Consider the following 26,970-nt stretch of genomic DNA (forward strand, 5'->3'; position numbering starts at 1 on the left):
TTGATATTTTGTGCTGCTGAGCAACCCTCAACAGCTTTAATTTTTACTTATTTTTACCTTCGGCGAATAATGCATCGAGCTTTTGCTCATAATCGTGATAGCCAAGGTAATCATACAAATCCATTCGGGTTTGCATGGTATCGAGTACCGCTTTCTGGTCCCCATTTTCTAAAATAGACTGATACACCAGCTCCGCCGCTTTGTTCATCGCTCTGAACGCACTCAATGGGTATAGCACCATATCTACGCCCCACTCACCCAGCTCAGCTTTGTTCCAAAGTTCTGTCTTACCAAACTCAGTGATATTCGCTAGGATGGGCACATCAAGTGCTTCGCTGAATGCGCGATAGTGTTCTTCAGTTTGTACCGCTTCTGCAAAAATGCCATCAGCGCCTGCTGCAACATAAGCTTTTGCACGTTCAATTGCCGCTTCTAGCCCTTCTTGTGCAAACGAATCTGTTCTTGCCATAATGAAAAAGTCAGGATCGGTGCGCGCATCAACTGCTGCTTTAATACGGTCAACCATTTCTTCTGTCGACACAATTTCTTTATTTGGACGGTGACCACAACGCTTTTGCGCTACTTGATCTTCCATATGTACCGCAGCGGCACCTGCTTTTTCCATATCTCGGATGGTTTTTGCGATATTGAAAGCGCCGCCCCATCCAGTATCAATGTCGACCATTAAAGGTAGATCACAAGCCGAGGTAATGCGACTTACATCTGCAATTACATCATTTAGAGATGTCATTCCTAAGTCAGGTAAACCATAAGATGCATTAGCAACGCCACCACCAGAAAGATAGATAGCTTGATGACCGATTTTCTTTGCCATCATAGCGCTATATGCGTTGATAGTGCCGACGATTTGAAGCGGTTTATTGGCTTTTAATGCTTCACGAAATTTTTTTCCTGCGCTCATGATGATGCTCTCTCTTAAAAGTGTGATTGATTGCTTGCTAACTTGGTTGCGATATTATTTTTAGAATATTGAATATGTCGACGCATCAGTATTTCTGCCAGTTCTGGGTCGCGGTTACTGATCGCACGGACGATATGTTTATGCTCGTCAAATGCCGTAGTGACGCGGGGGCCGGCCATCCCTAACTGCACGCGATACATACGTACCAAGTGGTACAGTCCATTGACTAGCATTGAGATAAGGCTCGCATTTTTACTGCCAAGAATAATGCGGTAATGAAAATCGAGATCACCCGCTTCTTGATAATAAGAATGTTGGTTTTTGACTTCATCGAATTGACTCGACAACAAACCTTCTAAGTCTTGAATTTCACTGTCAGTCATGTGCTGCGCTGCAAGCCTTGCCGCCATCCCTTCTAGTGCTTCACGGATCTGATAAAGCTCCATTAACCCTTCCGGTGTGAGAGTAACAACCCGCGCCCCTACATTGGCTTTACGTTCAACTAAGTGACATGACTCCAAGCGATTAATTGCCTCGCGAACAACCGCTCTGCTGACCTCATACTTTGTCGACAATTCCATTTCGCTGAGCTTAGAACCTGCCGCTATTTCCCCTTCTACAATTTCCTTACGCATACGAAAGAATGCTTTATCAGAAGAAGTAACCGCTTGCTCGTCAAAAAAGCTCATCATTAGTTAGCCAGTCTTAGTAATTTAAGTTGTAGACAATATAGTGCTGGTTGACGCGCACGTCAACCAGCCTCGCCGCAAATTGTCGACAATTCTAAATATAAGCAGTATTCACCATATTTATAGCTTGTGACAAATAATCAGTCTGGTGTATTTATCTCGATACGGTATCAGGAAAGGATTAATTGCACCGCTTAAAAATCATGCATATTATGAAGATACCTTTACTTTAGCCTGAAGATTACGATGCGGTGTTTTCAAATAGTAATACTTTCCCTGCTGCTAATAAGCGGCTTAGCGCAGGCGAAGATCTATACCGTACTGGTCTATCACGGTGCTAATCCTCCTTACTATTTTGAAGAACAGGGAAAACCCAAAGGTATTTTTGTCGACATTTTTCAAGAGTTGGCAAAACTGACTTCATACCAATTTGAGTTTATGCCGCTCTCTGTCGCCAGAGGACAGCGCTATTTCGACCAAGGTAAAATAGATATTGAACCTGGGATCAATAAAGTATGGCGGGCCGAGGCAGACGTTCCGGGGATTTACAGCATCGACTATGCCTTCTCAACCGAAGTACTGCTTGGGTATCAATCTCGCTGTGTAGGCAAGCATAGGCCTGACCAGTTTTACGGCGCATTGGTCGGCAAAGTAAGAGGATATCGTTACGATAATTTTGAAGCGCACTTGGGCGAAGACAAGATCGTAGTTTATGAAAATGTATCGGAGAAAGAACTGCTCGCACAGCTTGAACATGAGCGTTTAGACTACATCATGATTGGCTCGGTGACAGCAGACTACTATATTTCACAACAACCAAAGTATCGCAAATTTCAGTCTTGCTATGAAATAAGCCGATTACCCGTACATATGCGCTTGCAGCCTCATCTAACTGAGCTACAAACGGAAATAAATATCGCCTTGCGACGAATGGTTAATGACGGAAAAATAAAATCCATCTATGCTAAATATAGATTAACGCATTAATGTGTGGAGTTGTTTGGTAATGACGAATGCTGTTGTTGGACGTCTACTACTGTTTATTTTACTGATTAGCCCGTTGCCCTTATGGGCGAAATTACAGGTTGTTACGGAACTTTCTCCACCCAATCAAACCATAGAAAACCACCAAGTTGCAGGCTCAAGTACCGATCTGGTCAAAGCGATTTTAAAAGCGGCTGAACTTGAGGGACAGTTTTCTATTTACCCTTGGGCTAGAGCTTTTAAATTAGCGCAGCATGACAAACATACCTTAATTTATAGCATCGCAAAGACCCCCGCGAGAGAAGACAGCTTTCATTGGATTGGCCCCGTTGCTGTGTTTCATTTAGGGTTTGTTACCAATCGCTATCGTGAGGACATAAAAATTCAATCACTTGAGGATGCCAGGCAATACAAAATAGCGGTTCAGCGTGGTGATATCGCCGAAGGCACACTTAAAGCACTCGGGTTTAACTTTGTTCAAACCAGCGACATCGAAAAGTCATATGAATTACTCGTCACAAACCGTGTTGATTTAGTGATTGATGACCCGCGTTATATCAAAACCATGGCCTCGGAGCTTAACCTTCCAGCCGACCACTTTACCTTTTTATACGATGTGGAAGCACTCTCGGTCAAAGGTTACCTTGCAACGAACAACCAGCTTCCGTTAGCGATCGTTGAGAGACTACGTAGTGCATTTACTAAGATAAGTAAAACAGAAGCTTACCGACGCGTTTTAGAGCTGTAGCTAAACCCAATTGCTTTAGTTCAAAATACTCTCACGTATCTTGATTTGTGTAGGTAGCAATTAACCGTCGATGCTTTTCACAAAACCAATACCAAGCAAGTAGCTCATTTTATAAAAAAGAGATAACATTTCAGCCTAAACCTGCCGATTACAGTAACGATTAGAAAGGAAAAACAGTGATTGAACGAATTGACACCAAACAACGAATGAGCCGTATTGTAAAACACAATGGTACTGTTTATTTATGTGGCCAAGTGTGTAAAGACGCAGAACAAGGAATTAAGGAACAAACTGAAACCATGCTTGAGAAAGTTGATGAGCTACTTATTCAAGCAGGCAGCGACCGCAAACACATTCTTTCTGCGACAATTTATATTAAAGACATGAAATATTTTGCAGAAATGAACGAGGTATGGGATGCATGGGTGCCTGAAGGTTATGCACCAGCTCGCGCTTGCGTAGAAGCGAGCATGGCCCGTGATGCATTGCTTGTTGAGATTTCGGTGGTTGCTGCAGAAATCTAGTCTAAAAAAATATAAGCCTAGTTTAAACAAGGCTGACTGTTAATCTGTCAGATTTGGTTTTTAGATATTGATCAAATTTGACAGCCGTATTTGACGCAGCAGTGTCAGGTGGTAATGATACCACCTAAAGTAGTGTCCGGATTTATTGAACCACAACAGATCCGCTCTATTAAAAAGCATATGGAGATTGATAAGCTCGCTTTATCGGATTAACTTTAATAAAAAAGCGTTGTCGTCTGATATTGAGCTAAGGTGAACAGTAAGCTCACCTTAAACTTCAATCTGCCAACATGGTTTCGTGCGCTTTGTTTATTTCAGATTCAAGTGCACTGTCTAGCATATTACTACGCATAGCAACCAGTTTTAAGAAAGCGGTTTTGTCGCTTTTGGTTAATGATCGAGTAAGTGGAATTTTGGCTTTCAATGGATCAACTGGTCTACCATTAATGTGAAGTTCAAAATGCAGATGAGGACCAGTTGAACGACCTGTGTTGCCTGAAAGCGCAATTATCTGTCCACGCTTTATAGACTGACCTTTATGGACATTGATCTTGTATAAATGCAAATATCTCGTCTTATACTTACTACTGTGTCTAATATCTATATATTTACCAGCAAATTTATGATTGCCTACTCTTGTTACAATACCATCGCCAGTGGAAACTATTTTAGTACCTGTAGGCGTGGCAAAGTCTACTCCGTTGTGAGGCCTAATACGACCTGTAACAGGGTGTTTTCTTCTGGGGTTAAAATGAGAGCTTACCCTGTACGATTTTTGTAAAGGCAACCTTCTAAATGCTCTTGTTAAACTATGGCCCTGCTTGTCGTAAAAACGCCCATCATCAAATAAAAAAGCTGTGTATTCATTGGTCTTTTGTTGAAATCTGGCACTAACTATGTGGGCTTGTCCAGTAGGTTTTCCATCAACAAACTGCTCATTTCTGATTACTTGAAACTTATCGCCTTTTCGAATAGCGCGAGCAAAATTGAGCTGTTCCTTAAATATTTTAGTCACTACGGCTGCATCTGCTTCAGTTAATCCAGCTTTTTGCGCCGAGAGATAAAAACTACCATTTATTTCACCACTAATGAGTTTAGTGCGCCATTCGCCATCTTGAATTAATGTTTCATACTCTATGCCACCATCTTCAGCACGACGATAAATTACACGATGACCAGCATGAACGAATAACTCTAACTCCTGCAATTCATGACTTTTAGTAAGGTATTTAAAAATAAGCACATTATTTGGCTTGAGTGTCTCTAGTGCCAATATAGATTCATCAGCACTAAGCACCTCATAAAGTGTTTGTTGTGAAATGTTTAAGCGCTCAAATAGAGTGCTCAGTGTATCACCTTTAGTAATGACCACTTCGGTCTTTTGATATTTGGGTTCAGGGCTTACTTTCAATGGAGCTGAAATATCCTGCTCGCTAAGATCAGAAACTTTATCTGTAATCAAGTTGGGTTTGGCCGCTATAACTTCATTAATATCTATTCGCTTATCTGAGACTAAGTGGCTTTTCGAAGACTCTAAACTGATCAACCAAGTAAGCGTAATAGTCGAAACGACAATTGCTACTAAGTGTTTTCTTGGCAATTTGAGTAATAGCCCAAAAAAGATAAATTGAGTTTTTTCCATTAAATCATTTATTTATATCAGAAGAACAGTTGCTTTTTAGAAAATAGCACAGCTCAACCAGTCTAATTGGTTAGCTTAAGAAAATAGCCGATGTTCTAGATTACATGTGTTATGTTATAATGCAACAATTACTTGGGAGGTTAACATGCAAGATATAAATAAAGTGTATGGTTCTTTATCAATACAAGAGATAAAAGCGGCACCTCAGTCAGATTATATGAATGAACAACAGTGCACATTCTTTCGAAATTACTTGATTGAACTTCATGATATAACGCGAGAACACATTAGAGATGCTAAGGCGCAACTAGCTAATCGTCCTGAGCTGGCCGACATCAGTGATAGGGCATCTTGGGAAGAAGAATGTGCCATTCTGATGCGGATTGTAGATAGAGAGCAGCGGTTACTTCCTAAGATCCAAGACTCTTTAGAACGCATTAGATTGGGAGAGTACGGCTATTGCCAAGAAAGTGGCGAGCCAATTGGTATAGAGAGACTCTTAGCTAGACCTACAGCAGAATATTGTGCAGATGTAAAACAAACAAAAGAACTTACAGAGCATGCTTATGCAAAGATTCGAGAAGAATCTTAACCTACTAAAACACTTGTAACTTGGGGCGAAATTACAATGTTAAACTCAACAAACTTATTACCTGTAACTGTTTTATCAGGATTCCTTGGTGCAGGTAAAACAACTTTACTCAATTACATCTTAAACAATCGTGACGGTTTACGAGTCGCTGTGATAGTGAATGATATGAGTGAAATCAACATTGATGTGGCAACGGTACAAAACGAAGTCAGCCTTAACCGAGCTGAAGAGAAACTCGTTGAAATGAGCAATGGGTGTATCTGTTGTACCCTTCGAGAGGATTTGCTTGAGGAAGTTACTCGTTTAGCTAAATCTGAAAAGTATGATTATCTTGTTATCGAGTCAACTGGTATTTCGGAGCCATTACCTGTTGCCGAAACGTTTACCTTCGAGGACGAAGATGGCATTAGCTTATCGAACGTCGCCAAGTTAGATACCATGGTTACGGTTGTCGATGCTGTTAATTTTTTAAAGGACTATAATCAGGCGAAGTCCTTGCTGGAAGTTGGTGAAAGTCTTGGTGAGGAAGACGAACGAAGTGTTGCTGACCTACTGATTGAACAGGTAGAGTTTGCAGATAGACTCGTGATCAGTAAAACAGATTTAGTGAGTGCTGAAGAGCTCAAACAACTACAAAGTATTCTAAGGAGTTTGAATACAGAGGCAACACAAATCCCAATAACGCATGGCCAAATTCCATTAAAGCAAATTTTAAATACCAACAGTTTTAGCTTTGAAAAAGCGCAGCAAGCTCCCGGCTGGCTTAAAGAAATGCGTGGTGAACATATGCCTGAAACAGAAGAGTTCGGTATAACTAGTTTTAGCTATTGTCGTAGGCGCCCATTTCACCCGAAGCGTTTCTATGATTTTTTACATGCGAACGATAAAGCTGGTAAGCTACTGCGCTCTAAAGGTTTTTTTTGGTTAGCAACTCGACCCAACTTTGCTGGTAGTTGGAGCCAAGCAGGCGGCATCGCCAGATATGGTCAGGCAGGCTTATTCTGGTTTGCGGTACCTCGTGAAGAGTGGCCTGAAGATCCTGCATATGTTTCTGCGATTGAAGCGCAGTGGGCTGAACCTTATGGCGATAGACGCCAAGAGTTGGTTTTCATTGGTCAAGGTTTAGATAAAGGCGAATTAATTAATAAACTAGATGAATGCTTATTGACCGATGAGGAGTTGCAATTAGGCGTAGATATTTGGAAATCCTTACCCGATCCTTTTCCTGCTTGGATGGAATAAACTATTAAGTGAACTAGCTCAATCATGAGCTAGTTCAACTAAATTTTAAGTTATTCAATATTTGTTTAAAAATACAGCTTGCCCTGTTTTTATGTGTAGATGTGACACCTACCACTAATTTGCACCTTCCAAAGATACCGCCTAAGCTTTAATTCTGCAGAGGAAACTAGCTATGGCAACTACCCGTAAAAGACAAATCAGTTTAATAGAAGTGGAGCAACTTCAAAACTCCATAACCTCTGAACACTTATCCACTTAAGTATTTGCTTTTTTCACAAATTTCGCCGTAACCATCATTTCACCTACGCCATCAACCTTGCAGTCAAGTTCGTGGTCTTTTTTATCCAGCACACGCCTTACCAAAGCCTTGGTGCCAATCTTAATGACTTGTGAGCTGCCTTTAATCTTAAGATCTTTAATCACAGTGACTTTATCGCCATCAGCTAATAGTGTGCCGTTGGCATCTTTTACTTGAATGTCGTCCTCGGTAGCAGTCGCGTTAGGATCCCATTCGTAAGCACATTCAGGGCATATTAGCTGACTTTGATCTTGATAAACATATTCAGAATTGCACTTGGGGCAAGCAGGTAAAGACATAATTAACTGTATCACTTTTTAGGCTGTGTATCATGGACATATGATACTGTAAAAGTGACTGGAGCGTCCTCTATATTCTTCTTTAAATCGCTATTGAATTAAAAGTAGATACCCAAAATGTTGCGGCACGACAATTGCTTAGTTATTAATCTATATTTCATCATATAAAGGATTACCTATGCTTGTTAGTCAAACTCAAGGGGTTGGCTCACCAACAATTTATAGCAGCCAGAGCCAGAATCAACCAAAAGAGGCTGAAGCAGTACAGAAAGACACTCAAGTCTCCATTAGCCAAACCGCAAACAATGCCAAACATAATTGGCAAACTATTGCCTCTAAATACAACGTTCACAATATTTCAGCGGCAGAAGCACGAACTATGTCCCGAGAACTATTCGAAGGAGGATTTATTGATTCAGGCCAAATGATGGCTATCGGCGCGCCAATATCAATAACTGAAAATCCTCACGAAAAAATCAATTTACTTGGTGATATGAAGCGTACATTTGAAATCTCAGCAGCTAGCGGCAGGCTCAATAAAACATCGCGAGAGATTTATGCTTCGGCGATCAATACGCTTGAACATCTCGCCAAGACACACAGAAATACAATGCTAATTTGAGGGGTTAATCTGTCTAGCCGCGCTATACAAGCTTGTTCATTATTCACTCAACCCGAGGGAGCAAATAGCAAAATTTTAGGCACAAAAAAAGCAAGCCTTAGCTTGCTTTTTCTTCATCAATTAAGCGATTAAAGCTTAACGATGTTCTCAGCTTGAGGACCTTTCTGGCCGTCAGTAACTGTGAATTCTACTCTCTCGCCTTCAGCAAGTGTACGGAAACCGTCACCTTTGATTGCGCTGAAGTGTGCGAACACGTCAGGGCCATTTTCTTGAGCGATGAAACCAAAACCTTTAGACTCGTTAAACCACTTAACGGTACCTGTAAGAGTGTTAGACATAATACTAATCCTGATATAAAAACAAAAACCAATGCTGCGCATTGATGAGCTATGCCCATGTGGGCGCATAGACCTAAATTTGTAGAGTGGATAAAACTTCAGGACGGTACTACTACAAGCAAACACTTATACAACAACGTAATGGAGATTTTAAAACACTGACTCAAATTCTGTCTATGAACATCATATAGGGATTCCGCCCTAAGTCAATGTATTTTTAATCATCAATATGACTTGCTAATGACAAATATCAATATTTTTTTCACGGCTTTTTCAACACCCTATTTTTTAAACACATTATTCCCCTAACCCTGTGTAAATAATAGAGATTGCAATAAAATATTCATAAAGCTAGAGAGGCTTTTTTGACTCTAATTCCCGAATTAATTGCACCACTTGCTCGACAACCACTTGCGGGGCATTCATAGGTACCGTGTGGTCACTCCCCTTGGCTATAATTAGCTCAGAATCACAATGTGATGCCAACGCTTCTTGTCCTTCTCGCCATGCTTTAACATCGCGCTGAGTTGGATCAAATGGTCTTTGGGCAACGATAACACGACACGGTATATGATCAGGTGCTTGATGCGCCCGAACACTCGCAACGGTTTCACTTAGCGCTTGAGTTTCCCGGCGCAGAGCTTCACCGAAGGTATTTTCTGGCAGAGTACTCAAGGGTTTTAGTAGCTTATCCTGCGCTAAGGCATGGGTTTTATCGATGAAGTAAACGGTCACAGGGTCAACATATAACAAGCCTGCAACTTGATCTGGATAATAGGTGATGTAGTTTTGCATTACATAGTATGCGTATGAATGACCGACATAAATAAATGGCGGCCGAATATCAAGCGTTCTCAACACTTCACGAAGATTACGATTATCCGTATCAATACTATAAGCTCTGCGGCTAAGCTCGCTTTTGCCATAACCTTCACGGTTATAGGCCACCAATGCATTGGGTACTTGCTGCGCGAGACCCATCATTACTGGTGTCCAATAAATGGCAGGCGCTGCAGAGCCACTTTCAAAAATAACGGCAGGTTCATTGCCCGCAACATGATAAACCTGCAAAGATACTTTGTTCGCAACCACGATGTGCTCTTGAATATCGCGTTCAAGCGCAATCTGTGCATAAGCACTATTAACGAACAACAACCCCAATAAAGTTAGCGTGCGATACATATCGTTTCCTTGATATCTATAGTTCGACTCTAAAGTTAGCAGCTAGATGCACCATAAGCTAATGACATTTTTGCTGCATCTCCCCTTTATTTAAACAAAGTAAAAGCGGCGCTTAAAACTCAAATTCCAATGCGAGTCTAAAGCTATGATCTTTGCCGGATTGGCTGATCTCCGAAATAAAACCCGCTTCCCATTTCAGCTGTTTTTGACCTTCGAATCGATGCAATCCGATAAAACCCGGACCAACACCAAAAAAGTCTTCTCCGACATAGACTTCAATTGCGGGCTGAAAAGCACTATACAAGCGGTAGCGCAGTTGCGCTCTAAACTCAGATTCCCATTCATCCTCAATGTCCTTACCCCACTCCCTCACCAAAAATGCATTCATGGTAAGGCTCGTGCGGCCAAATTCCTTCTCAAATAAAAACCCTGCGGTAGCTTCATAGGCATCGAATTTATGGCGTTTTTCAAGCTCGAACAACATGCCTATATCCGCCCAGTAGCGCCCTTGCTCTACAAATTGCCACCGCGACTCTAGCTCGTAAGCTGCCAAGTCAAAATTGCCCTCATCGTCACGCTCACCTATTGCGTAACCTTCGATGGTCATTGTCTCGGTGAGGCTCCAACCAAGTCCTAAACGCTGTGCCAACACATTCCCTTGCTCGGTTTGGCGAGATAGTAGTCGCCACTCCAACTCACGTTCAAGCGGTAAAACGTATGGATGATAAACTTTGTCCACCACCATACCATCCGCTTTTGCACTAAACGCTACAATCCCAAAGAAACTCACCAGCAGCGCGAGTAAAACATTATTTCGCATGCGCTGTTCTCCAATATGTACATCCCAAGAACGTAATCAACGCGCCTCCAAACCCTGCAAGCGTCGCAGCATTTGGTGTTGCTTCATACCCCACTAATACTCTTAGCACTCGACCAACAACACTGTGTTCGTCCACAATTTGTCGCAAGTCAATTTCAAGTCTGGCGGCACTAATTAAGTCCACTTGAAGCGCCAAGTCCAATGCAATCGACACCTTACTCGCACCGTGTAAAGCCAATAACAATAGCAACAACCAAGGTAAGTGCTTACTCTTCAACCAATCAAGGAAAAAGAAGAGTAGAATAGAAAAGCTCAAACAGATCCCCACACCGAGCGAGGTGCCAATAGCGAGGGTTTGACCATCCGCTGGCTTTGAGTAAGAGAACGCAAAGCTTGCCAAATGGTGCAAATACAGTACCACGGCTAATCCAAAGGCCAAGGCAGCAAGTGCCGTACGTCCGGTGCGTTTTGTTGCAATCATTAAGCAAAATAAACTGAGTAGCAGTCCTATTTGCAATAACTCGAACCCGCGATAATCAAAACTCGAGGCTATTTCTCCACCCAAAAACCATATGCCAAAACAGCCGACTAGCCCCGCACTCAACGCGATGAGTGTCGTTTTAAGTGGTAAAGCAGCATTGGTACATTGTGCTAATAGTACCCAAAGTACAGTTACTGGTAATAATTGGTTCACGCTCACCACCACCGCATTAAGAAGCATTGTTTGGCTCCTTCACGATAACGATACCTTGTGCTGTATTTGGTGAAAATTCACCAAAAAAACTATATTCACCGGGTGCTAGCGGGCCGATATAAATCACACTTTTACGGTTCGGAAAGAGCACTTTTTCACGATTAAGATCAAAACTGTCAAACTCTTCAACCTGAGGGTCTTGATTTTCGATGATGAGCTTTACTTTACGATTTGCAGGAACCTCAACTTGTGCAGGTGTAAACAAATGATTTTTAAGAATAATGGTATAACTTTCTTCCGCCCACAAGGCGAAACTACAGGTCGCCAAAGGCAAACCAAGCGCGAAAGACAGCGAAGAGACCTTAGTCCTTAGCATCCAGCCCCCTCGGTAAATTTACACAAACTCTAAGCCCGCCTAAATGACTACGAGCAAAAGAGATATCTGCATGGTAAATTGCAATTATATGATTGACTATCGCCATTCCTAAACCTGCCCCTTTTTCCCCTGAAGGGTGTTTATCTCCACCAACGCGATAAAATCTGTCAAAAATTCGTTCTATTTCCGCATCCGACATACCACAACCCGAATCATCGATTTGCCATACAACCCGCTGCGCATGCTGCTGAATTTTTACTTCTATGTCACCTTCAATTGGCGTGTATTTAATAGCATTACCAATTAGATTAGAAAATAATATGGTTAATGTGAACTCACAGCCCTCTATGGTCGCTTCTGACGCTTCTAAGCTGATATTTTGTGATTTTTGTTCAATTCTCGGGTAACAGTTAGCAATCAAGTCTTGAGTTAATGCCACTAAGTCTTGCTGCGCAAATTGCTTATGCCACAGTTCCGGCTCTGTACGCGCTAACGTCAGCATTTGTTCAACCACATGGTTTAGCTGCTCAAGCCCTTTTGACATAGCAGTGGCACTGGGATGCTTAGTATCGTGCGTTAAATTATGCAGATGAATTTTTAAGCTTGCGATCGGCGTTTTTAACTCATGAGCGGCATCGGAAGCAAAATAACGCTCTTTGAGATACGCAACCTCAACCTTTTGAAAGAGGTCATTTAGCGTCGCGATAACGATTGCCACTTCTGCTTTGTCGCTTTGCACTTCCAACTGTGTAAAGTCTTTGGGGTTACGTCGTTTAAGCTCTTTAGAAAGATCTCGTAAAGGCTTTAACGCCGTATAAATAATCCATGCAATAAACACCGCAAGAAACGGCATAATCACCACCAATGGCGTCATTGCGGAGACAATCATGCCTTCAGCAAGTGCAAAACGCTTTTGTACCGGCTCTGCTACCAGTATTTGCCTTTCGCCAAACGCTTCACTGAAGGTTCTGAGTCTAGTCGCCCCCACATTTTGGGTGCTAAACCCAGCATGATATTTAAGTTTGTTCTTGTACTTAACAAGTAGCTCACTGCCCGCAACAACTTGATTGTGTTCAAGCACTAAAAAGTAAAATGCGTTGTTACCCGCAGCACTGGGCAAGGTAGTCGCAGTAACTTGAGCATTAACGAGTGTTGCGATGGACTCTAAATGGCTGTCTAATTGTGCTTGTGCCATCGCCATGCTGGAATGATAACCCCGTAACAGGGCCATGGATGCAGTCAGCACCAAAGCTGACACTAAAATTAGGGTCAACTTTCTCGTTATTGAAGCACCTCCAAGCGAGCTTCTCGTGCCCACTAAGCCCCCTTGCCAACCACGTAGCCAATGCCACGCAGCGTTTTGATAAATCCGTCGGGCATTTTCTTGCGGAGGTGGTGAATATGCACCTCAATAGCATTAGAGCCCAAAGCTTCTCCCCAATCATAGAGCTTAGATTCTAACTGAGTTTTAGACAGCACACGGCCACTGTTTTCCATCAGCGCCTTGAGTAGCATATATTCTTTACGAGGTAATTCTTGAGCGCTACCACTTACAAGCACCTCGTGACTGGCAAGATCTAACACGACATCGTTGCAGCTCAAGGTGCTGCTCACTTGTTTGGTGAAGCGTCGACCAATCACCCGTAAACGCGCAAACAGTTCTTTTGGCTCAAACGGCTTAGCCAAATAGTCATCAGCCCCTAAATCCAGCCCTGCAATTTTATCATCAAGACTATTTCTCGCCGTTAGAATGAGCACAGTGGTTTGCGATTTGGTTTTTTTTAGCGCCCTGAGTACCGCTAAACCATCTCCGTCGGGTAGACCTAGGTCAAGCACCACCAGCTCAAATTCACCAGATTCAACAAAACTGATTGCTTGTCTTTGCGTCGACGCATGCTCAATGGCATACCCTTCTTTTTTGAGTGATGCGATGAGCCCCTGTGCCAGTAGCTCATCGTCCTCTACAAGTAATAGCCTCATTTATTCCTTCTTTTTAGCTTTTTTTCGACTTTAGCCAGTAGCTGTGCCACTTCTTCTTGACGGTATTCATCGGCTTTTTCTCTACCCGGACGGCTTGGCGCATTCTGCGCTTTTTTTAAGTGCGCAAGTGCGGCACTATAATCACGTTCGTCATATAAAAACTGTGCATAGAAATAGTTTACATCAATTCCTGCCGGATTGATCGCTAATGATTCTTGGAACAGCTTTTTCGCCTTTTTATCGCTGCCAAACCCAATTGGCCAGCCTGGGACCTGAGCATAGAGCGTGCCTAAACTAGTTAATGCAGAACCAGACAGTGCGTTTTTATCAAGTTCAATGGCTTTTTCGAATGAGGCTTTTGCATCTTTGGCAAGACCAAGCGCCCCTAAGCCACCTTTCGCTCCTGCAAAGCTCGACTGCACAATACCACGCCAGATGTAAGCTTCTGCGCGATCTGGATATTGTTCAACAAATGCCACGCACTGCTTAACCAGCTCTTCAAATGCTTTTTCTTGGGCATCGCCCTCAGTTTCATAATTTACCGTTGCCCATTTAGTTTGGACTTGGCTAAGATCATCGTCAAATGCAGCCCAAGCACCTTGACTGAATATCAGTATTGTTGCTGAAGCTAACAAGGTTTTTAGTGCGTTCATCGTAATGACTCCTTAGTGGAAAAAATGGTTTGGATGGTTTTCACTTTTTTGATTAATGCGTTATCAACGAGCTCTGGTAACAAGCCATTAAGTCTCGCAAAAAACCTTTCGGGAAAACCAATGGCAGCACGTTTGGTGTTGCTATGGAGCAATTTCATAAAGGCTTGTGCGACGACCTCTGGCGAGTCCATCTGATTGCCGAGTGCATGGTTTACAGCTGTCGCGCGGTCGTCATTCATTTCAGTTGTGGTTGCGCGTGGCGCGAGATATTTAACCGCTACTCGGTTATAGAGTTCCCGCGTCAGTGCCTCTGTAAAACCACGCAAACCGAACTTGCTTGCGCAATAACTGCTTTGATATGGAAAGCCGATAGAACCAAACGCTGAACCTAGGTTAACTATGGTGCCATGACTTGAGATCAGTTGTGGTAAGCAGGCTTGACTAACTAGCATGGGCGCTAATAAATTCGTCTCCATCTGCTTTTTTAAGTCAGTTGGTAAAATTTCAGCAAACCCAGCCATGGTATTAATGCCCGCGTTGTTGACGAGTAAGTCAACCCCACCCATAGTCGCCGCTTTTCTCGCGATTTGTGTCGCAGCGTCCTCAGCGGTGATATCCAAAGCAAGATAATCGTGCTCTCCGGATAACCCTGCTATCACCTGCTTTAATTTTTCGCTGTCTCGACCAATCAGCAAACAACGCCAATTATGCATGGCCAACTGTTTACTAATGGCCCGACCGATCCCCCGAGATCCCCCGGTGATAACGGCAAGTTTTGTTGCTTTCATCAACCTACCTCCGCAAATTCAACACCTGCAGGCACCGCTTCAATATTGCGGAATATGTCGCCGTACAAGCGATAAAACTGTTTAGCGCTGTGAATAATGATCGCTTGCTCTTTTTCACAGCTGATCTTGTTCATCAGCCCTGTAAAAAAGTCAATATGCTCAAAATCTAACGCGCCATGAGATGTTAAATAGGAAAATGCGCTACAAGGCAGACCAAGTTTCTTCGCAATTTGACGAGCTGCATCATCGGCAAGTGCGATGGAAGTGCCCTCAAGCACATTAACCATGCCAAAAAAGCTCAATGGATGTTTACGAGCGATACTGTCGTACGCATAAGACACCATCATTTCAGTTGCGAAGCTTGGCATGCTATGACGTATTACTTCTTTATCCACACCACAGGCGGCAATATCATTAAGGATCCACTCTTGGTGTCCCATTTCTTCTTCGATGTAATGCCCTATCGCTTCTCGCAACCATTCTTTACTGTCATCTAGTCTTGCGCCACACGCCATAAGGAGTGGTACTGTGTGCTTTACGTGATGAAACGCCTGCTGTAAAAATGAAACGTATTGGCCTTTGGTGATCTGACCATGAAAAACATCATGAATAATGGGTGCGCTTAGAAGATATTGGCGCGCTTGTTCCGTTTCGGATTGTAGGATTTGGTAAAAGTTACTCATTGTCGTTTTCCTTTTAAACCGAAGCTACGGGCTCTGCCGCTTCGTATTGATTCTGGGAGTAAAGCGCTGAAATTTGCTGCGCGAAATTAACTAAAATCACGTCGCGTTTAGGTCTCCCGTTCGCGGTAAGCATGCCGTTACCTACCGAAAAGGCTTCATCTACGCGCACATAACATTTTATTTGGGCGTAATCAGGGAGTTGCTGGTTGGCAAGCTCAATGGCGTTATCAATCACAGCAGCTGTTAGTTGTGTCGGGGTGTAAATAAGCGCCGTTAAAAATGGCTTGCCATCACCCACCACCACGCATTGCAGTAAAGGTACATAAGCAAGCAAAACGGACTCCGGCCACTCGGGAGAAATATTGCGTCCAAAGCTATTGATCAGAAGATTTTTTAGCCGACCTTCGATGACAAAATGCTGCTCACGCTTGGACACTCTATCGCCGGTTTTTAACCACGCATCTTGGGCTATCGCTTCGCCGCCTAAGTAACCTAAAAAGTTATTACCTTTGATCTCTAACTCATCTGCCACAATACGTGCCTGAATATGAGGCAGTAACTTACCAACGCTGCCATCTTGCTCACCAGTATTCAATGCAACAACAGACCCCGACTCGGAAAGCCCATACCCTTGAAACACAGGTAAGCCCAGCCGTTTAGCTTGCTGTAGCAGTTCAGTGTCAACTTTAGCGCCACCGACCGCAATAAAGCGTAAACTTGCAGGGGGTTGCCACCCTTGCTGTGCAGCGCTTATCAGGCAACGCAGCAGCTCAGGCACTAAAATTAAGCTATTTGGTTGTACTTCACTTATCTTTTGCAGCAACTTTTGTGGATATAGCAACTGGCTCCCCGAAAAGCCTAGCGACGCAAGTTCGGTTACCTCAACCATGCCACCACTGAGTAGCGGCGCATACACACCCGCGATGTTTTCTAGCAACACTGGTAGCGGCAATAAACATAAGTGCTTAGGCCGATTAAGTGCGATGGTTTCGCATAAACTGCTCGCCACAACAAGCTGGTTTTCAACCGACAGACATACGCCTTTTGGTGCGCCTGTTGAACCTGAGGTATAAGTGATCTTTTGCGTTTTAGGAAAATAGGCTCCCGTGCTTTCACACCTAGTTTGATATACATAGATTGCTTGACCATAGACATCTAACACCGAATATTCAGCGCTATTTTCAAGCTTGGTATCGCTGATCAACCAGTTTGCTTTTGACTGCTCAAGGGTGTGTTCAACTTGCGCTGTGGTAAAGAAATGAGGTACTGGAATAGACACTTTATTCGCTTGTAATAGTGCAAAATCTACCAATAACCAAGCGATAGAGTTGTCTAGAGAGACCGCAACACTCTCGCCACTCATCACAATAAAGCGCTCAGCCAATGCTTGCGTGTAAGACTTTACCTCAGCAAAAGTGAGACGAGTTTGCCCTTGTTGTAAAATCACATCTCTGTCTTGATGTGGCAGTTTTTTTAAGAAATCACACATATAAAAATGCCTCTTTTAAGCTCGCGATTTCGACCTCGAGTCCTTGTAGTAAGTGTTGATACATTTCAGTGTTTGTGATCACCTGCAGGGCTTGATGTAAATCGACCGAACAAACCATGGGAGCACATTGGTAATAGCTGCCATAATCTTTGGCTGAGGCGATAGTGCCGTGTGCCAAAGAAATCTTGTTAACCTCGACTTGGCATAACTTCATCAATGCACGCACTTGTTTGGTTGCCGTAAACACCAAGTAGCGGATATCACTCTCAAGCAGTGCTTGAGTCAGTACAATAAAGTGGCTTAACGTTGCCATTCGGCCTGTTGAGAACAAATTGCCAAGTTCTGCGATATGATTACGATCTGAAACCGTTGAGAGGCACTGCTCTACCGCACGATTAAGATACTGCTCCACAAATAATGCGTCTTTGGCTGCAAATCTAAGACCTAAAAAGCAATCGCTTTGGCGGTAGTTTAAATGGCTTAAAAGGGGATAATACTCATGAATGTCAGCGCCAAAAGCATGGGCAAAACCACTGTGGATAGCGTGCTCCAATTCAGCGCGCGCACCGCAAGTCTTGTTTGCCCATCTAAGACGACTTTGTGAGTTTGTTGCTTGTAGTGCTTCACCCATCGTTTTCACACCTTTCCTGTTCTGATGTAAAAACTTTAAAAAGCGAAAATTAAGAAAACCTTAAGTTTGAAAAAAAGAGAAAAAAATTTTTCTTGATACACATTCTACTTTTAAAACGCTTGCTTTCGGCTAATCACAAATACGGCAACGAGCGAAGCCAAAATAAACAGTGCAGCGAGTAAGAAGGTCAGTGAAAATGCCATATTAAGTTGTGCAGAGCTTGCCAAGGCCGCACTCTTGACCTGCAACAACAGGCTAAATACACCACCAAGTAATGAGGCTCCAGTCATTAACCCTAAGTTTTTACATAAATTAATGAGCCCTGATCCCATGCCCTTTTCTTTTTCGGCTACTGTCGTCATCACAAAGGTATGGTGAGCCGCTAGAAACAACTGCCTTCCGGGAGTTAACACAAATAACGCCACAACATAGCCATAAAGTCCAAATAATGAAGGTAGGATTGCAAAGCTAATTGTCCCAATAAGGATCATCAGCAAGCCCAAAAACATAGCAAACGCGATACCAAAATGATCAACCACCTCGCCTGATGGATAACCAGCGACAGCAGCAATACAAGGCCCGATAGATACAATAAGACCAACCGTGACCGGGCTCAGCCCTAACGCATAAGTGAGATAAAAAGGTCCGACAACTAATGTCGACATCGCGATGGCGTCAACTATAAAGCTCACGATTAATGAGGTATTGCGTAGCTTGTGTTTCAGAAAAGCCAAACTCACAAGTGGAAATTGAGCACGCTTTTGGCTTTTTACAAAACAGTAGATAAAAGCCACAGAAAAGAAGAAAAATACGCTATGCAAGACAAGGCTAAACGAACTACTCGATGGCATAGCCAACACATAAAATAGGCATGACGCCGACAGCCACACACTTCCAATAACATCAAAACGCTGCGGCTCAGGTGGATTTGCGACATCATCAGGCAGAAATCTTGCTATTAAAAAGTAAGCTGCACCACCAAGCAATATCATCAACCAAAAAGTGAACTGCCATGATAACCACTCTAGCATTGCGCCACTTAGCAGTGGCCCCAGTGCAGTGCCAATCGCAGCGGTAGTACCGAGTAGCCCCATTGCAAGTCCAACTTTACGCTTTGGCATCACAACGCTTGCCAGTGCAAATACTTGAGATAATAACAGCGCAGCGCCAATGCCTTGGAACAGCCTAGCAGCAATCAGCATCCAAAGATTTACGCTCAGTCCAGCGACAATGGAACCCACACAAAAGACGCAAATCCCAATGCGCAGCGCCCTTTTTCGGCCAACACTATCTCCAACAGCGCCAGCACCAAGAATAAACGCGGTAAGCGAAAGCAAATATGCCACAACGACCCAATTCACCAATGCCTGCCCCACGCCAAACTCCTCAGCAAGTGTTGGCAACAAGACATTGATACTACTCATGCCAAGCGTAGGCAAAATGAGTACCACAGCCAAGCTGAACAACACCCGCTTTTGTCCGGCCCCCAGAGCAATTTTATCCTCTGTATTTACCGTATCTTCTAACATGCGTTACCACTCCTACCATTGCGCCATGCTAATAAGTGGTGACTGTACTACTTCAAGTAAACTTGAGGTCAAGAGTGTGGTTGGGTTTGAAGCTTGATTGGCTTAACTGGATTAGCAGCAAAGCCTTAGATAGTTTTAGCGAATCGAAAGCCAGTAACTTAATGTGCTGAGCAGCAGTGATTGGACCTCCGCCACAGCACTTTTATTATTAGCTCCCTAAAACCTTGTCGCTATGTTATTTATCACATTTTGAAACTGTGATTGTTGTCCAACAACCTCTATTTTATGAATTACTTGCGCTTCAAGAACAAACGCTATCCCGTGTGTTTCCTCTTTGTTGTAACTACTAAATATCGTAATTTCTTGAATAGATTTTTGTTGGACATTCTGTATTTGATAGGTGCTTGCGATCTCTTCTGAAAGTACCTGGAGCCAAGCAGGCAAGTTCATTCTTGAATCAACCTCAAACAAACTCCGTATAAATTGATGTTCATGCCCAGATAAATCAACAGCAGGTACAAACTTTTGCGGATCTAACGTTTCGTGAAGTAATTTACTGTCTTTAAACGCTAACACTAACGTTTCAGACACATGCGAAATAGTGATAGGTGAGTCAACCTTTAACTTGACGACCTTCGATAAGATAAGCTCTTGAGCGCTAACCTGCATGCCCCAAAGCAATAGAAAAGTTGCAAATATCATCCTTATCATGCGTTGTTCCTTTCAATTTATTTTATGTGATTGCCGCAAAGCAGTTTAGCTTTCAGACATCTCCTTGCAAGCAACTCGCTTTTGATTGCATAAACGGCAAATAGCCTAGCCTAGAGCAAGTAAATTAACTTTACCTTAGTGCTGTTACCTCACAAACTTGATTGCACCAGTCACATTTCTTATCAATCATGTTTCCGAACTAATTTGCAATATTTTTGGCGTCATAGCATGACAATAACCATTTGTTTTTATTTATTTTAATTTGGTGAGCGTGCAGATATTTTTGAGGGAGCGAGCATCGTATGAAAATAGGTACATTCATTGATGCATTGAAAAGAAAGTTTCAGTATGATGATTTATTGGCCACTTTGGAAATAATAATAAATAAGGAATAATGATGAAATACCTTGCCATTTTTTTGCTCATGTTTGCCTCTTTTCAGAACCATGCGGTTGTCAAAAGACATGATGTTGACCCTGACTTGTATAAGGTTAACAGCATTCCGCAGTTTTATGTTGATATGCCATTTCAAGGCGGTTCGGTGTTAATCGATAAGCATTGGTTATTGGCACCAGCTCACGTCATTTATACGTTTATGTATGACTACCAAGACAAACCTATCATGGTACATGGCGTTGAAAATCAAATCGCACAAATCATTATTCACCCGGATTACAAAAAGGTAGAAGGTGATTGGAGTGAAGGCGACCCGGCACCGCTTATGGAGCAGCTAAATAACGCCAAAGACATTGCGTTAATTCGCTTAAGTAAGCCTGTGACACACATTCAACCCATCGCTATATATGAGGGAAATGAAGAGTTAGGCATGGAAATAACCGGGTTTGGTCGCGGCGCTATCGGAACGGGAATAACGGGTGAAGAGCACGACTCTGAGGGACCAAGTCTAACTACCTATGCATGGTATCAAGTCACCAAATTTTTCTCAGATTGGGCTTTCACTCAAGACGACTATCAAATGCATGTTTACAACAACGTGATCACAGAAGCAAAAGCACACTGGCTCAGATTTACCTTCGAACAAGGAGCCGATGCGCTACCGTTAGAAGGCACTATAGGCTCAGGAGATAGCGGCGGCGCAGCAATCATTTATCAAGGCTCAACTCCGGTATTGGTTGGATTAGCTGCATGGAGAGAAATTGAAGGCGATTTGGAAAATTATACTTTAGGAAAATACGGTTCAACCGCAGTATTAACGCGTGTATCTTATTACCAAGATTGGATAAATAAGCATATCAATAAAGGCCAGTAGCAGGTAAAGCGCGTCTAAAAAGCAAACCATAAGGCGGTTGCTAAATTTACGAAGGTAATAAGGTATGTTGATCGTTGTGATAAAACAGCCACTGCGACTAAAAGCTTACAGGAATGGTTTGCCAAGTAGTGACAAGTCTTTGTTAAATTTAAGCTTGTCTCTGCTTCCCTTTGAGCTTTAATAAACAATAGCAAGCTAAATGATAGGCTCTTTGGCGTCATTGTATTGTAGTTTATCATTTACAGCCTCATTCTGCTCCAATACATCATGTCTAAAGTACCTAGCCGACAGCACTTTTCTATTGGCAACACCCAGCTTGTCGTAAATGTTTCCACAATGAAACTTCACGGTATTTGATGAAACATGCAGCTCAAATGCAATGTCTTTATAGGACTTCCCTGATAATAAAAGTAGTAATACATCACGCTCTCGGCTTGATAATTTAGAAAAACAGCAAGACACACCCACCTCCTTGATCACATAAAAATTACCTTTAAACTCAACATTAACATTCAAATACTTTCATCTCAATAAAAACAACCTTCATTTACTTTCATATTGATAGCAGCTGTTATCTGAAGCGGTATACATCAAACAATTTTCGGCGCAACAGCATCACTCGCAACTCCTCAGCAGCTATAACCATTTGGCAAAAGTTGGTCGCCTCAAAACTACCCACTTAGATAGTTTCATTTAACTTACGTACTGATAAATTAAAAGTTCAGCATTAAGGTACAAAAGTAAACATTATTAACTTTTAAGGCCAATAAGAGCTGATTGATATGACAACGTCACTACGAGTGAATTACGAAGTAATGCCTCCAGACATAGACTTCTGTAATTCGAGATATTAATAACAATCTTTTACAAGGAAAGCTCATGATAGAAAAAAGTAATTTATTCAACCAACTACAACAACACGAGGGAAAGGTAACAGAAAGCCCACTAGTGACTAAGCTACTAGAGCCTGAAGTATTACCTTCCATTTCAGGTGGAAACTACGCCCAGTGTGGTGGCTCAAATCCTGGCTATGGACAAAATGGAGGAAGTTACGACCAGAGAAATGATGGGAGTGGTTACACTCAAGGTTCTGGAAGTTACAGCCAGCGCTGTTCATAAGTATAAATCTATGCCCATGTAATGCAAAAGCATGGGCTACTTTTAGCCTAAAAATAGAAAGAGATAATAATGCTAAAGTCTATAGATAGATTGCAGGTTATATTAAAAGTATCTGAAAGATGTAATTTAGCATGTACATATTGCTATTATTTTTTTGGTGGCGATGATTCTTACAAAGATAGACCTGCATTAATTTCAGGCAAAACCGTTGATGACTTGATTGACTTCCTCCTTCGTTCATTAAAAGAAATAAAGATTTCTGTTATCGAGATAGCTTTACATGGTGGGGAGCCTTTGATGCTCCCGCTTAAAAAGTTTTCAGATTTATGTGAAAAACTAAGTAAAGGGCTGTCTGAGCATACCCAGTTGAAGTTATCAGTACAAACTAATGTAACTCTAGTTACTGAAGAGTGGATTACGCTCTTCGAGAAATATCAGGTGAGTCCAGGCTTAAGTATTGATGGCCCAAAGAGCTTCAATGATAAATTCAGAATCGACCACAATGGTAAAGGCTCTTATGACAAAATAAAGGCGGGCACTGAACTTATAACCAAGGCGGCCTCCGAAGGACGACTTACTCAGCCTGGTGTCATTAGCGTATTAAATGGCACCTTTGACTATAAAAAAATCACTGAGCACTTAGTTGAAGATTTAAATATAAAAAATTTAAGCTTCTTATTCCCAGATATAAGTCATGACGACCCATTCCCTAACAATACAACAATCAATGATTATAAAAAAGCAGTGCTCGATATTTTTAATCTTTGGAGAGAAACTAATAATTTTTCAGCACGTCAAATTGAAGACAAATTTAGAATATTTCAAAAGAGGGAAGGAGGAGACAATAGACCATATGATCGAAAAGAAATAATAAACAATCAAATAATTTGTATTCAATCAGATGGAACGATAACCATTGATGATTCATTCATTCCAACGAGTGAATGGCGAAAAATGGCGCCAACAAGCAACGTAAAAGAAACCACATTAAGATCATTTTTGGAACACGAAATTTTTAAAGAGATAGATAAAATTTACAAAGAAACACCTGAAGGCTGTAAAGACTGTGTATGGGAGAAGCTCTGCAGAGGCGGAGACTTAGAAAATAGATACAGTAAAAACAACGGGTTTAATAACCCATCCGTGTTTTGCGAGGCAATAAGTGCATTATATTTTGAAATTACTCAGCATTTAGTCTCCAATGGCTATCCTAAAGATGAAATCCTTAAAATTATAGAAGGGAAGTAAAATGATTAAGATTTTTATATTTTTTAGTTCGATGATACTTTCATTCTCTAGTTTCGCAAAAGAGAGCTGTACTTTTCCTGTAAAGTTAATACTTAAACAAAGCCCAAAAGGATTGCAGGTCGAATATCGAGCTAGCAAACCTTACACTGCATTGAAACTCAACGCATCGAAAGAAACAGAATCTGCATTTTTAAATATTAACCAGAGGGAAAATATAGCTCATCATAGTAGTAACATAGTTCTAATGAATGAGAAAGGCTTAACTACCTCATTCCTTCTATCCCCCTTAAATAAGTATATTAACGCAACATACGCGCCATACGTGAATTTAGGAGACTCTCATGGCGTATTCATGACCGCAATCACTCCAATTGCAATGAAAATAAAGCCAGATGACGAATGGGAAAGTTTAGAAGAAAATTGCATCACTTTTTTCGCAGAAAAAGACAAAAAACTGGTAAGTGTAGAGAAGAAAAATAACTTTTTAATATTTAACTTTAACGAAGAATCAGTGCTCGTCAGTAAGAAAAGTAAATTCAACTTCATCTTCAATGATAATCTACCACAATGGCTAAGTGATCTGATAACTGAAAATTTCAAAAAGTTTCACAGTTATTACAGTAAAGAATTAGCACTATCAAATGATAAAAAGTTAACCATTGTTGCAAGCTTCGAGAGTCCAGAGTCTGATTTTTATGATGGCGGGGTGCATAATGGTAACACTTTTGTCTTAAGGTTTGGTGGTAAACGTTACCTCAACTTTAGCCCTGCTATTGCTCAACACCTAGAACAATTTATCGCTCACGAAGTATTCCATATTTGGACAAGTAATGACAGTCATGAACCTCACTGGCTTAGCGAAGGTGGTGCTGAATTCGCAGCAAATATAGCCAAGCTCAATTTAAAGCTCATCGATAGGGAGCAGTTTGACACACAAAATAATCTTCAAAAGCTCACCTGTTCGCTTGAGCATAGCTATAAGGTAATACCGGGAACGCAGTATTGGCCAGGCCGCTATAGCTGCGGACATGCATTTTTACATCACTTAATTGGGGAAAAACAATTTTTTCACTACTGGCGACAAAAACTTCTTAACACTCGAGAAAATAGTCTCAATCACTTCGTGAGTAATATATCTCCTGAAAGTAAAACGGCGTTAGGTGCGCTCACTTCTGGCAACTCAACTCCCCCACCCGAAGAAGCGATAATAAAAAGCTATCAGCAGCTAATCGGTGAAATAATAATTAATAAATCAACTCCTAACCACATATTAAAAAAAGCAATTTTTAGGCATTTTATGACGTCGGCATGTGATGGCTTTTTTTCATTCGAAACTCGCGAAGAGCGAGTAAGAATATACCAACATTCCAGTTGTCCATCGAGTTTCGAAAAAGCAAACGGATACATCGAAAAGATAAATTCGCTGGATATTCGAAGCGACGGATATTTGCTTTTAGATAGCTATAATAAGTCATGCTCTACGAGAGGTGTCCTAACTGTTGAAGGGAAAGAATTTTCTGCAGATTTACCATGCAAATTTTCACCTTCTATCTTTAAGAACTTTCGAATCCAATAAAAACAACAAAATAATGGAAGAACACAAATGATATTGCATGTACTAGCCCCCCCTCATACCGTAACAACAAATCAGGACTATCTGTTTTGCGCCTTCACGCAAAAAGTCGTCAAATTCTGCAAAATGATGAAACCTTTTTTTAAGATCATTCATTATGGTCATGAACGATCAGAGGTTGACTGCCATGAACATGTAACTGTGACGACCGACGACATTTTAACTAAAGCATACGGCGGTAAAAGTTGGCAAGATAGTTATTGCAATCACAGCACATTGGACATCGCTCATCATAAATTTAAACAAAATGTTCAACGAGAACTAGAAATTAGAGTTGAAGCTGGAGACGCTATTTTATGCTTTTGGGGTAATAGTATGGAAGAAGCGGTATCCATGTTCGAGGAAAAATGTTTCATCATAGAACCAGGCATCGGCTACGATGGCAAGGGATGTTTTGCTCCTTTTAAAATATTCGAGTCATATGCTCATATGAGCTATGTTTACGGTCAATTGGGGATAACACATCCCAAACGTTACGACGCAGTAATACCAAACTATTTTGATTGTGATGATTTCGAATACTGTGAAGCTAAAGATAACTATTTTTTATATCTTGGTAGGATGGATCCCAATAAAGGTTTAGTAATAGCTGTTGAAGCAACGAGAAAAGCCAACGCTAAGCTTATTGTCGCAGGTCCGGGAGATATCAATCACCTAAGTTATAAAACAATTCCAAGCCATGTTGAGTTTGTGGGTTATGCTGATTTAAATAAAAGAAAGCATTTACTTAAAAAGGCCAAAGCTCTCTTTCTGCCAACTATTGTTCTTGAAGTGTTTGGGGGCGTTATGATCGAAGCCATGTTGAGTGGTACACCTGTAATTTCTAGTGATTGGGGCGGCATTCCAGAAAATAATCTACATGGCCTCACAGGATTTAGGTGTCGTAACGAAGAGCAGTTTTACTGGGCAACCAAAAATATAGATAAAATTTCTTCAAAACATTGTAGAGAATGGGCTGAAAACAACTACTCAATGGAACGCGTTGCAAAAATGTATTCAAGCTACTTAATAAGTCTAAAAAGAAACTTTAGACATCAAACTAGAGAGCAAACGTTGCAACAAGATTACTCAGAGTTAGCAGAATTAGACTGGCTTAATAAGTACTATCCAGCAATAGAGTCATAAGTTAAGCCTAGCCAATTTAACTTAGTCTTGACTTCGGATAAGAATTTAAAAAATCAAAGGAACGAATAGCTCACTTCCTGACCAGTTCATTCGACCAAAAGAAACGAGCGTGAATAAGTTAGTTGAAACCTATTGCGAG

The 26,970-nt window shown here is 41.7% G+C and carries 30 protein-coding genes; 11 read left to right on the forward strand and 19 right to left on the reverse strand.

The window, feature by feature from the left end; genetic code table 11:
• Positions 1–43: 43 nt before the first annotated feature.
• Together prpB and MHN32_RS13685 are read right to left on the reverse strand one after the other, a co-directional pair.
• Positions 44–922: a methylisocitrate lyase gene (gene prpB / locus MHN32_RS13680; RefSeq protein WP_010603812.1), complete on the reverse strand. Its 879-nt coding sequence runs from the start codon at positions 920–922 to the stop codon at positions 44–46.
• 14 nt (positions 923–936) lie between these two features.
• On the reverse strand, positions 937–1,611 hold the full coding sequence (locus tag MHN32_RS13685; RefSeq protein ID WP_174169697.1) for a GntR family transcriptional regulator: 675 nt from the start codon (positions 1,609–1,611) through the stop codon (positions 937–939).
• A gap of 246 nt (positions 1,612–1,857) precedes the next feature.
• On the opposite strand from MHN32_RS13685, the gene MHN32_RS13690 reads away from it, so the two are divergent.
• The 3 genes from MHN32_RS13690 (at position 1,858) to MHN32_RS13700 (ending at position 3,867) form a co-directional block, all read left to right on the forward strand.
• The gene (locus MHN32_RS13690; protein ID WP_239422058.1) at positions 1,858–2,598 is read left to right on the forward strand and encodes a transporter substrate-binding domain-containing protein; all 741 of its coding nucleotides are present in this window, start codon (positions 1,858–1,860) and stop codon (positions 2,596–2,598) included.
• A gap of 19 nt (positions 2,599–2,617) precedes the next feature.
• Positions 2,618–3,343, forward strand: a complete 726-nt coding sequence (locus MHN32_RS13695) for a transporter substrate-binding domain-containing protein (RefSeq protein ID WP_239422059.1) — start codon at positions 2,618–2,620, stop codon at positions 3,341–3,343.
• A 176-nt stretch (positions 3,344–3,519) separates the two neighbouring features.
• Positions 3,520–3,867: a RidA family protein gene (locus MHN32_RS13700; protein ID WP_235368831.1), complete on the forward strand. Its 348-nt coding sequence runs from the start codon at positions 3,520–3,522 to the stop codon at positions 3,865–3,867.
• 277 nt (positions 3,868–4,144) lie between these two features.
• Here the strand turns inward: MHN32_RS13700 and MHN32_RS13705 are convergent, their stop codons facing one another.
• Entirely contained in the window at positions 4,145–5,509 is a 1,365-nt protein-coding gene (locus tag MHN32_RS13705) for a peptidoglycan DD-metalloendopeptidase family protein (protein WP_239422061.1), read from the reverse strand.
• A gap of 145 nt (positions 5,510–5,654) precedes the next feature.
• Here MHN32_RS13705 and MHN32_RS13710 point away from each other — a divergent pair, with 145 nt between their 5' ends.
• Both MHN32_RS13710 and zigA read left to right on the forward strand, forming a co-directional pair.
• The gene (locus MHN32_RS13710) at positions 5,655–6,101 is read left to right on the forward strand and encodes a TraR/DksA C4-type zinc finger protein (protein ID WP_239422062.1); all 447 of its coding nucleotides are present in this window, start codon (positions 5,655–5,657) and stop codon (positions 6,099–6,101) included.
• A 36-nt stretch (positions 6,102–6,137) separates the two neighbouring features.
• On the forward strand, positions 6,138–7,343 hold the full coding sequence (zigA, locus tag MHN32_RS13715) for a zinc metallochaperone GTPase ZigA (protein ID WP_239422064.1): 1,206 nt from the start codon (positions 6,138–6,140) through the stop codon (positions 7,341–7,343).
• Between the two features lie 255 nt (positions 7,344–7,598).
• On the opposite strand, the gene MHN32_RS13720 is transcribed toward zigA, so the two are convergent.
• Positions 7,599–7,940 (reverse strand): zinc ribbon domain-containing protein YjdM, encoded by a 342-nt coding sequence (locus tag MHN32_RS13720; RefSeq protein WP_017217750.1) that lies wholly within the window; start codon positions 7,938–7,940, stop codon positions 7,599–7,601.
• 178 nt (positions 7,941–8,118) lie between these two features.
• Between MHN32_RS13720 and MHN32_RS13725 the strand changes: the two genes are divergently transcribed.
• A complete protein-coding gene (locus MHN32_RS13725; RefSeq protein ID WP_239422065.1) occupies positions 8,119–8,562 on the forward strand; it encodes a hypothetical protein in 444 nt (147 codons plus the stop codon).
• Between the two features lie 128 nt (positions 8,563–8,690).
• Here the strand turns inward: MHN32_RS13725 and MHN32_RS13730 are convergent, their stop codons facing one another.
• From MHN32_RS13730 to MHN32_RS13795, 14 genes are all read right to left on the reverse strand, one after another.
• On the reverse strand, positions 8,691–8,900 hold the full coding sequence (locus MHN32_RS13730; protein WP_010603820.1) for a cold shock domain-containing protein: 210 nt from the start codon (positions 8,898–8,900) through the stop codon (positions 8,691–8,693).
• Between the two features lie 351 nt (positions 8,901–9,251).
• Entirely contained in the window at positions 9,252–10,082 is an 831-nt protein-coding gene (locus MHN32_RS13735) for an alpha/beta hydrolase (RefSeq protein ID WP_239422067.1), read from the reverse strand.
• 112 nt (positions 10,083–10,194) lie between these two features.
• The gene (locus MHN32_RS13740) at positions 10,195–10,902 is read right to left on the reverse strand and encodes a hypothetical protein (protein ID WP_174169585.1); all 708 of its coding nucleotides are present in this window, start codon (positions 10,900–10,902) and stop codon (positions 10,195–10,197) included.
• Positions 10,892–11,623, reverse strand: a complete 732-nt coding sequence (locus tag MHN32_RS13745; RefSeq protein WP_102058325.1) for a hypothetical protein — start codon at positions 11,621–11,623, stop codon at positions 10,892–10,894. Before MHN32_RS13745 ends, MHN32_RS13740 begins: the two co-directional genes overlap by 11 nt.
• A complete protein-coding gene (locus tag MHN32_RS13750; protein ID WP_010603824.1) occupies positions 11,613–11,972 on the reverse strand; it encodes a cupredoxin domain-containing protein in 360 nt (119 codons plus the stop codon). Before MHN32_RS13750 ends, MHN32_RS13745 begins: the two co-directional genes overlap by 11 nt.
• Positions 11,959–13,290, reverse strand: coding sequence for an ATP-binding protein (locus tag MHN32_RS13755; RefSeq protein WP_239422068.1), 1,332 nt, complete (start codon positions 13,288–13,290; stop codon positions 11,959–11,961). Before MHN32_RS13755 ends, MHN32_RS13750 begins: the two co-directional genes overlap by 14 nt.
• Entirely contained in the window at positions 13,290–13,952 is a 663-nt protein-coding gene (locus MHN32_RS13760; protein WP_239422070.1) for a response regulator, read from the reverse strand. Before MHN32_RS13760 ends, MHN32_RS13755 begins: the two co-directional genes overlap by 1 nt.
• Positions 13,949–14,605 (reverse strand): hypothetical protein, encoded by a 657-nt coding sequence (locus MHN32_RS13765; protein WP_239422071.1) that lies wholly within the window; start codon positions 14,603–14,605, stop codon positions 13,949–13,951. The genes MHN32_RS13760 and MHN32_RS13765 overlap by 4 nt, the downstream gene beginning before the upstream one ends.
• Positions 14,602–15,393 carry an SDR family oxidoreductase gene (locus tag MHN32_RS13770; protein ID WP_239422072.1) on the reverse strand — a complete coding sequence of 264 codons (792 nt, stop codon included), beginning with the start codon at positions 15,391–15,393 and terminating at the stop codon, positions 14,602–14,604. The genes MHN32_RS13765 and MHN32_RS13770 overlap by 4 nt, the downstream gene beginning before the upstream one ends.
• Positions 15,393–16,076 (reverse strand): iron-containing redox enzyme family protein, encoded by a 684-nt coding sequence (locus MHN32_RS13775; protein WP_239422074.1) that lies wholly within the window; start codon positions 16,074–16,076, stop codon positions 15,393–15,395. Before MHN32_RS13775 ends, MHN32_RS13770 begins: the two co-directional genes overlap by 1 nt.
• Positions 16,077–16,089: 13 nt before the next feature.
• Positions 16,090–17,565: an AMP-binding protein gene (locus MHN32_RS13780; RefSeq protein ID WP_239422076.1), complete on the reverse strand. Its 1,476-nt coding sequence runs from the start codon at positions 17,563–17,565 to the stop codon at positions 16,090–16,092.
• Positions 17,558–18,196 (reverse strand): thermostable hemolysin, encoded by a 639-nt coding sequence (locus MHN32_RS13785; RefSeq protein WP_237117026.1) that lies wholly within the window; start codon positions 18,194–18,196, stop codon positions 17,558–17,560. Before MHN32_RS13785 ends, MHN32_RS13780 begins: the two co-directional genes overlap by 8 nt.
• 110 nt (positions 18,197–18,306) lie before the next feature.
• Positions 18,307–19,725, reverse strand: coding sequence for an MFS transporter (locus tag MHN32_RS13790; protein ID WP_239422078.1), 1,419 nt, complete (start codon positions 19,723–19,725; stop codon positions 18,307–18,309).
• A 216-nt stretch (positions 19,726–19,941) separates the two neighbouring features.
• Positions 19,942–20,436, reverse strand: coding sequence for a hypothetical protein (locus MHN32_RS13795; RefSeq protein ID WP_239422080.1), 495 nt, complete (start codon positions 20,434–20,436; stop codon positions 19,942–19,944).
• Between the two features lie 394 nt (positions 20,437–20,830).
• On the opposite strand from MHN32_RS13795, the gene MHN32_RS13800 reads away from it, so the two are divergent.
• On the forward strand, positions 20,831–21,706 hold the full coding sequence (locus tag MHN32_RS13800) for a trypsin-like serine protease (RefSeq protein ID WP_223229984.1): 876 nt from the start codon (positions 20,831–20,833) through the stop codon (positions 21,704–21,706).
• A gap of 195 nt (positions 21,707–21,901) precedes the next feature.
• Here the strand turns inward: MHN32_RS13800 and MHN32_RS13805 are convergent, their stop codons facing one another.
• Entirely contained in the window at positions 21,902–22,168 is a 267-nt protein-coding gene (locus tag MHN32_RS13805) for a LuxR C-terminal-related transcriptional regulator (RefSeq protein WP_211865235.1), read from the reverse strand.
• Positions 22,169–22,585: 417 nt separating this feature from the next.
• Between MHN32_RS13805 and MHN32_RS13810 the strand changes: the two genes are divergently transcribed.
• The 4 genes from MHN32_RS13810 to MHN32_RS13825 all read left to right on the forward strand — a co-directional run bounded on the left by MHN32_RS13810 (position 22,586) and on the right by MHN32_RS13825 (position 26,831).
• Complete coding sequence (locus MHN32_RS13810) at positions 22,586–22,825, forward strand: hypothetical protein (protein ID WP_010603836.1); 240 nt, start codon at positions 22,586–22,588, stop codon at positions 22,823–22,825.
• 69 nt (positions 22,826–22,894) lie between these two features.
• Positions 22,895–24,073: a radical SAM protein gene (locus MHN32_RS13815; protein WP_239422082.1), complete on the forward strand. Its 1,179-nt coding sequence runs from the start codon at positions 22,895–22,897 to the stop codon at positions 24,071–24,073.
• A 1-nt stretch (position 24,074) separates the two neighbouring features.
• Positions 24,075–25,649, forward strand: a complete 1,575-nt coding sequence (locus tag MHN32_RS13820) for a hypothetical protein (protein ID WP_102058315.1) — start codon at positions 24,075–24,077, stop codon at positions 25,647–25,649.
• A 27-nt stretch (positions 25,650–25,676) separates the two neighbouring features.
• On the forward strand, positions 25,677–26,831 hold the full coding sequence (locus tag MHN32_RS13825) for a glycosyltransferase (RefSeq protein WP_010603839.1): 1,155 nt from the start codon (positions 25,677–25,679) through the stop codon (positions 26,829–26,831).
• Positions 26,832–26,970 lie beyond the last annotated feature (139 nt).

Source organism: Pseudoalteromonas sp. Of11M-6 (assembly GCF_022347905.1).
Lineage (GTDB): Bacteria > Pseudomonadota > Gammaproteobacteria > Enterobacterales > Alteromonadaceae > Pseudoalteromonas.